The organism is Falsiroseomonas tokyonensis (assembly GCF_019024325.1).
Classification (GTDB): Bacteria; Pseudomonadota; Alphaproteobacteria; order Acetobacterales; family Acetobacteraceae; genus Falsiroseomonas; species Falsiroseomonas tokyonensis.
This window is the reverse complement of record NZ_JAFNJS010000006.1, coordinates 101,361-112,892: the sequence shown is the minus strand read 5'-3', so window position 1 is coordinate 112,892 and position 11,532 is coordinate 101,361. Positions and strand designations below refer to the sequence as shown.

General features: G+C 70.3%; 10 protein-coding genes and 2 tRNA genes. 7 read left to right on the top strand and 5 right to left on the bottom strand.

What is annotated here, in order from left to right:
* Positions 1–51: 51 nt before the first annotated feature.
* Entirely contained in the window at positions 52–969 is a 918-nt protein-coding gene (gene prpB, locus J3S20_RS19910) for a methylisocitrate lyase (protein WP_216838264.1), read from the top strand.
* Positions 970–986: 17 nt separating this feature from the next.
* Here the strand turns inward: prpB and J3S20_RS19905 are convergent, their stop codons facing one another.
* The 3 genes from J3S20_RS19905 to J3S20_RS19895 all read right to left on the bottom strand — a co-directional run bounded on the left by J3S20_RS19905 (position 987) and on the right by J3S20_RS19895 (position 2,048).
* Entirely contained in the window at positions 987–1,637 is a 651-nt protein-coding gene (locus J3S20_RS19905) for an HAD hydrolase-like protein (protein ID WP_216838263.1), read from the bottom strand.
* 179 nt (positions 1,638–1,816) lie between these two features.
* A tRNA-Asn gene (locus J3S20_RS19900) sits at positions 1,817–1,891 on the bottom strand.
* An 86-nt stretch (positions 1,892–1,977) separates the two neighbouring features.
* Positions 1,978–2,048 (bottom strand) — tRNA-Cys (locus J3S20_RS19895).
* Positions 2,049–2,252: 204 nt separating this feature from the next.
* Here J3S20_RS19895 and J3S20_RS19890 point away from each other — a divergent pair.
* The 3 genes from J3S20_RS19890 to J3S20_RS30905 all read left to right on the top strand — a co-directional run bounded on the left by J3S20_RS19890 (position 2,253) and on the right by J3S20_RS30905 (position 5,133).
* Entirely contained in the window at positions 2,253–2,990 is a 738-nt protein-coding gene (locus J3S20_RS19890; protein ID WP_246603049.1) for a protein-L-isoaspartate O-methyltransferase family protein, read from the top strand.
* Between the two features lie 136 nt (positions 2,991–3,126).
* Positions 3,127–4,524: a TolC family outer membrane protein gene (locus tag J3S20_RS19885; RefSeq protein WP_216838262.1), complete on the top strand. Its 1,398-nt coding sequence runs from the start codon at positions 3,127–3,129 to the stop codon at positions 4,522–4,524.
* 3 nt (positions 4,525–4,527) lie between these two features.
* The gene (locus J3S20_RS30905) at positions 4,528–5,133 is read left to right on the top strand and encodes a DUF2497 domain-containing protein (protein WP_281419575.1); all 606 of its coding nucleotides are present in this window, start codon (positions 4,528–4,530) and stop codon (positions 5,131–5,133) included.
* Positions 5,134–5,151: 18 nt separating this feature from the next.
* On the opposite strand, the gene J3S20_RS19875 is transcribed toward J3S20_RS30905, so the two are convergent.
* A complete protein-coding gene (locus J3S20_RS19875; RefSeq protein ID WP_216838261.1) occupies positions 5,152–6,126 on the bottom strand; it encodes a tripartite tricarboxylate transporter substrate binding protein in 975 nt (324 codons plus the stop codon).
* 98 nt (positions 6,127–6,224) lie between these two features.
* Here J3S20_RS19875 and J3S20_RS19870 point away from each other — a divergent pair, with 98 nt between their 5' ends.
* On the top strand, positions 6,225–8,906 hold the full coding sequence (locus J3S20_RS19870; protein ID WP_216838260.1) for a valine--tRNA ligase: 2,682 nt from the start codon (positions 6,225–6,227) through the stop codon (positions 8,904–8,906).
* Between the two features lie 2 nt (positions 8,907–8,908).
* Positions 8,909–9,097, top strand: a complete 189-nt coding sequence (locus J3S20_RS19865) for a hypothetical protein (protein ID WP_216838259.1) — start codon at positions 8,909–8,911, stop codon at positions 9,095–9,097.
* A 3-nt stretch (positions 9,098–9,100) separates the two neighbouring features.
* On the opposite strand, the gene J3S20_RS19860 is transcribed toward J3S20_RS19865, so the two are convergent.
* Complete coding sequence (locus J3S20_RS19860; protein WP_216838258.1) at positions 9,101–9,625, bottom strand: Uma2 family endonuclease; 525 nt, start codon at positions 9,623–9,625, stop codon at positions 9,101–9,103.
* A 137-nt stretch (positions 9,626–9,762) separates the two neighbouring features.
* Here J3S20_RS19860 and ilvD point away from each other — a divergent pair, with 137 nt between their 5' ends.
* The gene (gene ilvD / locus J3S20_RS19855) at positions 9,763–11,481 is read left to right on the top strand and encodes a dihydroxy-acid dehydratase (protein WP_216838257.1); all 1,719 of its coding nucleotides are present in this window, start codon (positions 9,763–9,765) and stop codon (positions 11,479–11,481) included.
* The last annotated feature ends 51 nt before the right edge of the window (positions 11,482–11,532 follow it).

Below are 11,532 nucleotides of genomic sequence, written 5' to 3'. Positions count from 1 at the left end.
CCGGCAGCCCGCCTGATAGTCGTGCGGGCGCGCTGATACGGAGAGCCCGCCATGCCCTATGTGATCGCCGACGACCTGCCCGACGCCCCCGCGGGCGTCCGCTTCCGCGCCCTGCTGGACCGGCCGCAGATCCTCCAGATGCCGGGCGCGCATCTCGGCATCGCCGCCCTGCTGGCCAAGCAGGCGGGGTTCGAGGCGCTCTACATGTCGGGCGCGGCCATGTCCGCCACCATGGGCCTGCCGGACCTCGGCATGATCACGGTGGACGAGGTCGCCTTCCATATCCGCCAGGTCTCCCGCGCCTCCGGCCTGCCCATCCTGGTGGATGGCGACACGGGGTATGGGGAGGCGCTGAACGTCATGCACATGGTCCGCGTCTTCGAGGAAGCGGGCGCCGGCGCGGTGCATCTGGAAGACCAGCTGCTGCCCAAGAAATGCGGCCATCTGAACGATAAGAAGCTGGCCGATGCGCGGGACATGGCGGCCAAGGTCGCCGCCGCCCGCAAGGCGCGCCGCCACCTGACCATCATCGCCCGCACCGATGCGGTGGCGAGCGAGGGCATGGATGCCGCGGTGGCCCGCGCAAAGCTGTATCTGGAAGCCGGGGCGGATGCGATCTTCCCTGAGGCGCTGGTCACCCGCGAGATGTTCGCCGAATTCGCCCGCCGCATGCCGGGGGTGAAGCTGCTGGCCAATATGACGGAGTTCGGCCGCACCCCCTTCTTCACCGCGCAGGAATTCCAGGACCTCGGCTATGCCATGGTGATCTGGCCGGTCAGCCATCTGCGCGTCGCCGCCAAGGCGATGGAGGAGCTCTACGCCGCCATCAACCGCGACGGCGGCACGATGAAGATGCTGGACCGCATGCAGACCCGCGCCCAGCTCTACGCCACCATCGGCTACCACGAATATGAGGCGCTGGATTCGTCCCTGATCGCGACGGTGATCCCGGAGGGGATGCCGCAGTAGGGCGTAGCAGGGGAGCGCTAAACTCCGAAGAAGGCCGGGATATCCGCCACGCTGGCGAAAAGGATATCCGGCCCGGCCGCGGCCAGGGCAGAGGGCAGCGCATAGCCCCAGGCCACGGCGCCGGCGGTAAGGCCGGCGCTGCGGGCGGCGGCGATGTCGCGCAGCTCGTCGCCGATGGCGATGGCTTCCCCCGGCAGGCAGCCCGTGCGGCGCAGCACCTGGCGGAAGCGCGACGCCTTGCCGAACAGCGTGGCATCGCAGGCCCAGTGCCGGATGCAGTCCGCCTCCGCGCCTAGGGCGCGGCGGGCATTGGCCTCGGAGTTGGAGGAGACGAGCGCCAGGGTCACGCCGGCCGATTCCAGCCGCGCCAGCATGGCGCCGATGCCCGGGAAGAGCGGCGGTGCAGGCGCGCGGCTGGCCTGGGCCTTGATATGGGCCGCGATGCGCGGAAGCTTCCACAGCGGCACGCCCAGCGCCCGCAGCACGGCGCGGGCATCGCGGTCGCGCAGCGCCTCGGCCTCGGTCTCGGTCACCCGGCGAAAGCCAAAATGCCGCGCCGCCTGGTCCAGCGCCTCGAACATCAGGGCGCGGCTATCAGCCAGGGTGCCATCCAGGTCGAAGAGCGCAAGGCGGGGCGGGGTCCTGCCTGGCGACAGGGCTGCGACCATCCCAGCTTCGGTCCAACCGTCCACCCGCGATCCGCACCCGTTGCGATGACGAAGTTTCTTGCCGGAGGCCCTGCGCCGCCGCAAGGCGCGGTGGCGCCGGGCGCCATCACGATCCGGCGGGGTGCACCCCAGGCGAGCACGGGCCTATCAGGCCCGACATCGTGTGATTGAAGAAAAATTGGCTCCGGCGGTTGGATTCGAACCAACGACCAACGGATTAACAGTCCGCTGCGCTACCGCTGCGCCACGCCGGATCAGCCGAGGGGGCGGGCTATAGCAAGCACCCGGTCCCCGGTAAACCCGCCCTGCAGAAGAAGCTGCAGGATGGGGTGGAAAAGTAAGGCCGCGGCCGGAATCGAACCGGCATATACGGATTTGCAGTCCGCTGCATCACCACTCTGCCACGCGGCCCCAAGGTGCGGCGGAGCCGCACCGTGAAGCTAACTCCAAAATGCGGCGGAGCCGCACCCAGGAGCGGCGCCTCTATCCGGCAGGGCGCGGCGGCGGTCAAGCGTCCGGTCAAGGCTTCCTCAACGTCTTGGCCGTGTGGTGGTCCGATGCTGCGTCGCCGAAGCGGTGCTTGGCCACCGGCGGGCGGACCCGTATAAGCGCGGCATGGATAAGGCGGCGATGATGGACCTGGATCGCGCGGCGGCGACCCCCTCGAAGACTGCGGCAGCGGATGCGGCGGATGCCATGGCGGCGGCGCGACGCTTCATGGTGGATGGCCAGCTGCGGCCGAACAAGGTGACGGATCCGGCGCTGCTGGCCGCCATGGGCCGCCTGCCGCGGGAGGCCTTCCTGCCGCCGCACCTGGCCCCGTTGGCCTATGCCGATGAGGATGTGCGCCTGCCCGGCGGCCGCGCGCTGATCGAGCCGATGGTGATCGCCCGCCTGCTGCAGCTGCTGCGGCTGCGTGAGGGCGACCGCATGCTGGTGCTGGGCGCCGGCACCGGCTACGCCGCGGCCGTCGCCGCCACCTGCGGCGCGCGCGTGGTCGCCATCGAATCGGATGCGGTGCTGGCGGGCCTCGCCCGGCGCGCCTGGTCCGCCCTGCTGCCGGCCGGAGCGGTGACCCTGGTGCAGGCCGACCCGGCCGAGGGCCATGCCGCCGGCGCCCCCTATGACGCCATCCTGATCGAGGGGCAGGTGCCCACCGTGCCCGAGTCCCTCGCCGCCCAGCTGGCCGAAGGCGGCCGGCTGGTGACGGTGCTGGCCGCCGCCGAGCGCGGCCAGGCCTCCCGCGCCGTCTGGGGGCTGCGGCAGGGTGGCAGCTTCAGCGTGACGGATGCCTTCGATTGCGCCACGCTGCCCCTGCCGCAGTTCCAGCCGGCGCCGGGCTTCGTCTTCTGATGCTGAGGCCGCCGAGCCCTGGCATCGGCGGATGCGCAAGGCGCCGTGGCTGGCCTGTGGCCGAGACCAAGACCGCGACCAAGACTGCATGCTGGTCCACCCGCCCCGCCGCGCGGGCAGTAGGAGCCGCCGACCGATGATCTTCTCCCGCCCCGCTTTCGCGCTTTCCGCGCTGCTGATGGCGCCCGCCGCCCTGGTGGCCAGCCACCGCCCAGCCGCCGCCCAGTCGTTGCAGGAGGCGCTGGCGCTCGCCTATTCCAACAACCCAACGCTGCAGGCCGCCCGCGCCCAGCTGCGCGCGGTGGATGAGAATGTGCCCCAGGCGCTGTCGGGCTGGCGGCCCACGGTGCAGATCGCGACCGGCGTCGGCCAGGCCACCACCTCGACCAATGCGGGCGATCGTGTCACCTCCCCCTGGCGGTCGCGGGACATCGTCTCGAACCAGGCCTCCGTCACGCAGCCGATCTATCGCGGCGGCCGCACCGTGGCCTCCACCCGCCGGGCGGAGAACCAGGTGCTGGCGCAGCGCGCCCGGCTGCTGGCGACGGAACAGCAGGTGCTGTCGGATACGGTGAACGCCTATGTCGCGGTGATCCGGGACCAGGAGGAGGTCCGCCTCAATATCAACAACGAGCAGGTGCTGACCCGCCAGCTGCAGGCGACGAATGAGCGCTTCCGGGTGGGCGAGATCACCCGCACGGACGTGGCCCAGGCGGAAAGCCGCCTGGCCGGCACCCGCGCCTCCCGCGCCGATGCCGAGGGGCGGCTGCAGCAGTCCCGCGCCACCTTCTCCCGCCTCGTCGGCCAGCCGCCGCGCGCGCTGGTGGCACCGCAGCCGCTGCGCGTGCCGCTGGCCACGGCGGCGGAGGCCGGCACGCTGGCCGGGCAGAACAATCCGAACGTGGTCGCCGCCCTGTTCGACGAGGCCGCGGCGCGCGACCTGGTGGATGTGAACTTCGCCAGCCTGCTGCCGCAGGTCAGCGTCACCGGCTCCACCTTCCGCAACGACAACTCCACCTCCACCGTTGATACGCGGCTGAACGGCACGCAGGTGACGGCGAACCTGACCGTGCCGCTGTACCAGGGCGGCGCCGAATATGCTCAGGTGCGCCAGGCCCGGCAGTCGGCGCAGCAGGCGCGGCAGGTGGTGGATGACCAGCGCCGGCAGGCGACGCAGCAGGCGACCTCGGCCTGGGAGACGCTGAACGCCGCCCGCGCCCAGGTGGACAGCGTCCGCGCCCAGATCCGCGCCGCCGAGATCGCGCTGGACGGCGTGCAGCGGGAGGCGATCGTCGGCAGCCGCACCACGCTCGATGTGCTGAATGCGGAGCAGGAACTGCTGAATGCCCGCGTCAGCCTGGTGCGCGCCCTGGCCAATGTGATCACGGCGTCCCACAGCCTGGCGGCGTCCGTCGGGCGGCTCACCGCGCGGGACCTCAGCCTGCCGGTGCAGATCTATGACATGGAGGCCTATTACCGCGAGGTGCGGAACCGCTGGATTGGCTTCGGCGACTACGCCGACCGGGGACGCTGAGGCATGAGCGGGGCGGGCCAGCCCGGCCGGCCGGGCGCGGGCAATGATCCGGCGATGGATGACATCCTCGCCTCGATCCGCCGCATCCTGAACGAGGACGAGGCGCAGGAGGGTGCGGCCAAGCCGACCGATCCCAATGCCGAGTTCGAGCCGCTGGACCTGACCGAGGCGATGCTGGTCGCCGCCCCGCCGGCGGCGGAGCCTGCGGCGGCGGAGGAAGCGGAAGCCGAGCCCGGGCCGGAGCCGGAACCGGAGCCCGCGCCGGTCCAGGCCGCGGCGCCCGAGCTGCTGTCCCCCCCGCCGCCTGGCCCGCCGCCCTCGCCGGAGCCCGAGCCGCCGATGACGGTCGCCAATGTGATGTCCGCGGCGGAAGGGCTGATCGCCCCGGCGGTGGCCGCCGCCACCACGGCGACGCTCGCGACGTTGTTGCGCAGCGTGGCGGAGGAACGTGCCGCGACGGTCACCCGGGGCGGCCCCTCGATCGAGGATGTGGTGCGGGAGGAGATCCGCCCGCTGCTGAAGGCCTGGCTCGACCAGCACCTGCCGCCGCTGGTGGAGCGGCTGGTGCGCGTCGAGATCGAGCGCGTGATCGGGCGCGCCGCGCCCTGATCCCGCCGGGCCGGGCTTTCAGTCCGGCTTGATGTTGTTGTCGCGGATCACCGCCGCCCAGGTCTCCATCTGGGTGTCGAGGAATCGGCCGAAATCCTCGGGCGTCGAGGCGACGATCTCCACCCCCATCGGATTCGCCAGCCGGGCACGCACCTCCGGCACCTCCAGCGCCTTGGCCAGTGCGGCGTGGAAGCGGCGCAGGATCGGCTCCGGCGTGCCGGCGCGGCCGAGCACCGCCCACCAGGCCTGGGCATCGATGCCCGGCACGCCGGATTCGGCCACCGTCGGCAGGTCCGGGAACAGGGGCGAGCGGCGGCCGCCGGTCTGCGCCAGGGGGCGCAGCGACTGGCCGACCTGGCCGCCGAGGCCGGCATTGCTGGCCATCGGCAGGTCGAGCTCGCCGGCCGCGGCTGCCGCGCTCATCGGGCCGCCGCCGCGATAGGGCACATGGACCATCTTGAAGCCGCCGCGCTGCTGCATCAGGGACATGGTCAGGTGCGAGAGGCTGCCGACGCCGATGCTGCCATAGGTGATGGTATCCGGCGCCGCCTTGGCCGCCGTGATCACCTCCTCCAGCTTCTGCCAGGGGCGGGAATTGTGGGTGGTGATCAGCATGGGCGCGGCGCCGATCTGCATCACCGGCACCAGGTCCCGCTTCGCGTCGAAGCCGAGATTGCTGATGAAGGAGGGATTCACCGCGTGGCTGTCGAAGACGGTCACCCAGGTGTTGCCATCCGGCGCTGAACGCGCGGCGGCGGCGGTGCCGAGCGCGCCGGAAGCGCCGGGCCGGTTCTCGATCACCACCGGCTGGCCGAGTTCCGCGCTGAGGCGCGGCTGCAGCAGGCGGGTGATGGTGTCCACGGAACCGCCGGGCGGGAAGGGGACGATGATGCGGATGGGGCCGTTCGGCCAGGCCGGCTGACCCAGGGCAGGGGCGGCGAGGGTGGCGCCCGCGAGTCCCGCCAGCAGCGGACGGCGACCGATCTTGTGCATGGCTTCGTCTCCATTCCCGGCTGAATCCTATGGGCCGCGGGCCGGGCGGCGTCCAGCCGGCCCTTGACGGAAGCGGGCCGGCGGGGAAGGGATGCCGCATGCTCGACAAGACCTTCGACCACGCCGCCATCGAACCCCGCCTGTATCAGGGCTGGGAGGATTCCGGCGCCTTCGCGGCGCATCCCGAGAATTCGAAAAAGCCCTTCACCATCATGATCCCGCCGCCCAATGTCACGGGCAGCCTGCATATCGGCCACGCGCTGACCATGACGGTGCAGGACATCCTGACCCGCTTCCGGCGGATGCAGGGGCGCGACGCGCTGTGGCAGCCGGGCACGGACCATGCGGGCATTGCGACGCAGATGGTGGTGGAGCGGCTGCTCGCCTCGCAGGGGCTGAAGCGGCGGGAGATGGGGCGCGAGGCTTTTCTCGCCAATGTCTGGGAATGGAAGCGCGAATCCGGCGGCACCATCACCCGCCAGCTGCGCCGCCTGGGTGCCAGCCTGGACTGGCCGCGCGAGCGCTTCACCATGGATGAGGGCCTGTCCGAGGCCGTCCGCGAAGTCTTCGTCACGCTGTACAGCCAGGGCCTGCTGTATCGCGACAAGCGCCTGGTGAACTGGGATCCGGTGTTCCAGACCGCGATCTCGGACCTTGAGGTCGAGAGCCGGGAGGTGAAGGGTAGCATCTGGCACCTGCGCTATCCGGTCGAGGGCGAGCCGGGCCGTTTTGTCACCGTGGCGACGACCCGGCCGGAGACGATGCTGGGCGATACGGCCGTCGCGGTGCATCCCGAGGATGCCCGCTACGCCGACCTGGTCGGCAAATTCCTGGTCCTGCCGCTGACCGGACGGCGCATTCCCATCGTGGCGGATGCCTATTCCGATCCCGAGAAGGGTACCGGCGCGGTGAAGATCACCCCCGCGCATGACTTCAACGACTTCGAGGTCGGCAAGCGGCACGGCCTGGCCAGCCCCTCCGTGCTCGATGCCGATGCCAAGGTGACGCTGGCCGAGATTCCCGGCCCCTGGGCGGAGGACGCCTTCGTCCGCAGCCTGGAAGGCCAGGACCGCTTCGCCGCCCGGAAGGCGATCGTCGCCAAGCTGGAGGAGATGGAACTGCTGGCGGCGGTGGAGCCGCATGTGAACCAGGTGCCGCATGGCGACCGCTCCGGCGTGCCGATCGAGCCGCGGCTGACCATGCAGTGGTATGTCGACGCCAAGACGCTGGCGCAGCCGGCGATCAAGGCGGTGGAGACCGGCCAGACCGTCTTTGTGCCAAGGCAGTGGGAAAACACCTTCTTCGCCTGGATGCGCGACATCCAGCCCTGGTGCGTGTCCCGCCAGCTCTGGTGGGGCCACCAGATCCCCGCCTGGTACGCGCCGGATGGCGAGGTTTTTGTGGCCAAGACCGAGGAGGAGGCCCGCGCCGCTGCGAAGGCCAAGTTTGGCCGGGACGTGGAGCTGGTGCGCGACCCCGATGTGCTGGACACCTGGTTCAGCTCGGCGCTCTGGCCCTTCTCGACGCTCGGTTGGCCGAACCAGACGCCCGAGTTGGAAAAGTATTATCCGGGCGATGTGCTGGTGACGGGCTTCGACATCATCTTCTTCTGGGTCGCCCGGATGATGATGATGGGCCTGCACTTCATGGATGGCCGGGTGCCCTTCCAGAAGGTCTACATCCACGGCCTGGTCCGCGACGAGAAGGGCCAGAAGATGTCGAAGTCCAAGGGGAACGTCATGGACCCCCTGGAGCTGATCGAGGCCTATGGCACGGACGCGCTGCGCTTCACCATCGCCTCGCTCACCGGCCCCGGCCGCGACGTGAAGCTCGGCCGCAAGCGCGTCGAGGATTTCCGGTCCTTCGGCACCAAGATCTGGAACGCCGCGCGCTTCCTGGAGATGAACGGGATCAAGGCGGATCCCGCCTTCGATCCGGCATCCGCCAGGACGCCGCTGGCGCGGTGGATCCTGGATGGGTCCAACCGGGCGGTGGCGGAGGCCACGGCGGCGCTGGAGGCCTTCCGGTTCGACGAATATGCCGGCGCAAGCTACCGCTTCGTCTGGGGCAGCTTCTGCGACTGGTTCCTGGAATTCGCCAAGCCCGTCCTCAACGGCCCCGATGGCCCCGCCAAGGACGAGGTGAAGGGCGCCGCCCAGCATGTCTTCGGAACGATTCTCAAACTGCTGCACCCGGCCATGCCCTTCATGACTGAGGCCCTGCACGCCGAATTCGGCTATGGCGCCGAATGCACCCTGATCCGCGCCGAATGGCCCGGAGCCGTGCCGGTGACCGATGCCGAGGCGGCGCGGGAGGAGCTGGACTGGCTGGTCAAGCTGATCGGCGAAGTGCGCGGCGTGCGGTCCGAGATGAACGTGCCGCCCTCCATCACCGTGCCGCTGCTGCTCTCCGGCGCCTCCGGCACCACGCTCGCCCGGGCCGAGGCCTGGATCGAGGTGATCCGCCGCATGGCCCGTGCCACCGAGGTGCGGCCGCTGGAAGGCGCCGTGCCCAAGGGCGTGGCGCAGGTGGTGGTGGGGGAGGCGACGGTGATGCTGCCGCTGGCCGATGTCATCGACCTCTCGGCCGAACGCACCCGCCTCGGCCAGGCCCGCGCCAAGGCGGAGGCGGAGGCCGGCAAGGTGCTGGCCAAGCTCGGGAATGCCGATTTCGTGGCGCGGGCGAAGGAGGAGGTGGTGGAGGAGAACCGCGAACGCCTCGCCGCCTTCCAGGCGGAGATGGCGCGGCTGGACGCGGCCTTGGCCCGGATCGCGGGCTGAGCATGCTGGAACCCGGCACGCTGAAGCTGCTGGCGGCCATCGTGGTGTTCTCGGTGCCCGTCTGGCTGTTTGCCGCGGTGCTGCCGGGACGGGTGGTGGCCGGGCTGCGGCTGAACCGGGCCCAGGCGCAGGGGCTGGGGGCGGTGGTCGGGCTGGTGCTGGGCGTGGGGTTCCTGCTGGCGCTGGGGTGAGCCTCAGGCCTTCGGAAACAACGCCTCCACCGCGACCTTCAGGCCGGGCGGGTCCAGGGTGAGCAAGCCCTCCCGCAGGATGGCCGATTGGATGGTGCCGTCCTCGGCCCTGCGGTGATGCACCAGGATGCGCGTATCCGGCAGCAGGACCAGGTAGTGGCGGATCGAGGAGGTGCTGAGGTAGTCGACAAGCTTTCTCGACAGATCAACTCTGCCGACTGAGGCGATCTCCACCACCACGACAGGGTTCGGCACGGCGATCGCATCGCCCGGCAGCGGCGGTCCGGCCGCGACCACCAGATCAGGCACATGCACCGTCGCCTCACCGATCTCGACGGCAGAGCCCATCAGCACCTCGGCCGCGATCCCTTTCAAGCCGATGGCCTCGGCCAGAGCGCGCCAGCACGCGGCGCGGGTGCGGGCATGGCCCACGGTGCGGCGGGGCATCGCCTGGACGCGCCCTTCCACCAACTCATGCCGCCCGCGATCCTCGGCCAGGGCCCAGGCGTAGAAGTCCGGACGGGACATGGAGGGGCTGGCTGGGTCCGCTTCGGGCTGCATGGAAACGCAGCCTAACCTGCTCCCATCACCGGAAACCACGATCTTCCCCTGGTCGGACCCGAAAAGCTGTGGCACGCCCATCCCAAACCGCCGGGAAACGCACCATGACCAAGTGGGACAAGTCCAAGCTGCCGAGCCGCCACACCACCGTGGGCCCGGAACGCGCGCCGCATCGCAGCTACTACTACGCCATGGGCCTGACGCAGGAGGAGATCGACCAGCCCTTCGTCGGCGTCGCCACCTGCTGGAACGAGGCCGCGCCCTGCAATATCGCGCTGTCCCGCCAGGCGCAGTCCGTGAAGGTCGGCGTGAAGGAGGCCGGCGCGACGCCGCGCGAATTCACCACCATCACGGTGACCGACGGCATCGCCATGGGCCACCAGTCCATGAAGTCGTCCCTGGCGTCCCGCGACGTGATCGCCGATTCCATCGAGCTGACCATGCGCGGCCATTGCTATGACGCGCTGGTCGGCGTGGCCGGCTGCGACAAGTCGCTGCCGGGCGTGATGATGGCGATGGTGCGGCTGAACGTGCCCTCCGTCTTCATGTATGGCGGCTCGATCCGCCCGGGCCGCTTCCGTGGCCGCGACGTGACGGTGGTGGATGTCTTCGAGGCGGTGGGCCAGCACGCCGCCGGCAATATGTCCGATGCCGACCTGCTGGAGCTGGAGCAGCATGCCTGCCCGGGCGCCGGCGCCTGCGGCGGCCAGTTCACCGCCAATACCATGGCCTGCATTTCCGAGGTCATCGGCCTGGCCCTGCCGGGTTCCGCCGGCGCCCCGGCGCCCGACGAATCGCGCGACTTCTACGCGGTGCAATCCGGCCGCGCCGTGGTGGAACTGATCCGCAGGAACCTGCGGCCGCGGGATATCGTGACGCGCGATGCGCTGTTCAACGCGGCCGCCATCGTCGGCGCCACCGGCGGTTCCACCAACGCCGCGTTGCACCTGCCGGCCATCGCGCATGAATGCGGCATCAAGTTCGACCTGCATGACGTGGCGGAGATCATGCGCGCCACGCCGCATATCGCGGACCTCAAGCCCGGCGGCCGCTATGTCGCGCAGGACGTGTTCAACATCGGCGGCGTACCGGTGATCATCAAGGCGCTGCTGGAAGGCGGCTACTTGCGCGGCGACGCCATCACCGTCACCGGCAAGTCGCTGGCCGAGAACCATGCCGAGGTCATCGTCCCGAAGGACCAGGACGTGGTGCGCCCGACCAGCGATCCGATCTCGCCCATCGGCGGCGTGGTTTCGCTGAAGGGCTCGCTCGCCCCGGAAGGCGCCATCGTGAAGATCGCCGGCATGAAGACCCTGCGCTTCGAGGGCACGGCGCTGTGCTTCGATTGCGAGGAGGATGCCTTCAAGGCGGTGGAGATGCGCGCCTACAAGCCCGGCGACGTCATCATCATCCGCTACGAGGGCCCGAAGGGCGGCCCGGGGATGCGGGAGATGCTGTCGACCACCAGCGCCATCTATGGCCAGGGCATGGGCGACAAGGTGGCCCTCATCACCGATGGCCGCTTCTCCGGCGCCACGCGCGGCTTCTGCATCGGCCATGTGGGGCCGGAGGCGGCGGTGGGCGGCCCGATCGCCCTGCTGAAGAATGGCGATCCCATCGTCATCGATGCCGAGGCCGGCACCATCGACGTGATGCTGCCCGAGTCCGAGATGGCCGCGCGCCGCGCCGCCTGGACCCCGCGCAAGACGCTCTATACCTCCGGCGCGCTGTGGAAATACGCCCAGACGGTGGGGCCTGCCTCCCAGGGCGCGGTGACGCATCCGGGCGCGGCCGAGGAAGGCCACATCTACGCCGACCAGTAGCGGTTTAAGGCGCCGCCGCCGCAGACTGCTTTAAGGCGCCGCCGCCGCAGG

Bases quoted from the DNA above. Each gene is read 5' to 3' on its own strand.
- J3S20_RS19860 (WP_216838258.1), bottom strand. From the start codon at position 9,625: ATGTCCCGTCCGGACTTCTACGCCTGGGCCCTGGCCGAGGATCGCGGG.
- prpB (WP_216838264.1), top strand. From the start codon at position 52: ATGCCCTATGTGATCGCCGACGACCTGCCCGACGCCCCCGCGGGCGTC.
- J3S20_RS19885 (WP_216838262.1), top strand. From the start codon at position 3,127: ATGATCTTCTCCCGCCCCGCTTTCGCGCTTTCCGCGCTGCTGATGGCG.
- J3S20_RS19875 (WP_216838261.1), bottom strand. From the start codon at position 6,126: ATGCACAAGATCGGTCGCCGTCCGCTGCTGGCGGGACTCGCGGGCGCC.
- ilvD (WP_216838257.1), top strand. From the start codon at position 9,763: ATGACCAAGTGGGACAAGTCCAAGCTGCCGAGCCGCCACACCACCGTG.
- J3S20_RS30905 (WP_281419575.1), top strand. From the start codon at position 4,528: ATGAGCGGGGCGGGCCAGCCCGGCCGGCCGGGCGCGGGCAATGATCCG.
- J3S20_RS19870 (WP_216838260.1), top strand. From the start codon at position 6,225: ATGCTCGACAAGACCTTCGACCACGCCGCCATCGAACCCCGCCTGTAT.
- J3S20_RS19865 (WP_216838259.1), top strand. From the start codon at position 8,909: ATGCTGGAACCCGGCACGCTGAAGCTGCTGGCGGCCATCGTGGTGTTC.
- J3S20_RS19905 (WP_216838263.1), bottom strand. From the start codon at position 1,637: ATGGTCGCAGCCCTGTCGCCAGGCAGGACCCCGCCCCGCCTTGCGCTC.
- J3S20_RS19890 (WP_246603049.1), top strand. From the start codon at position 2,253: ATGGATAAGGCGGCGATGATGGACCTGGATCGCGCGGCGGCGACCCCC.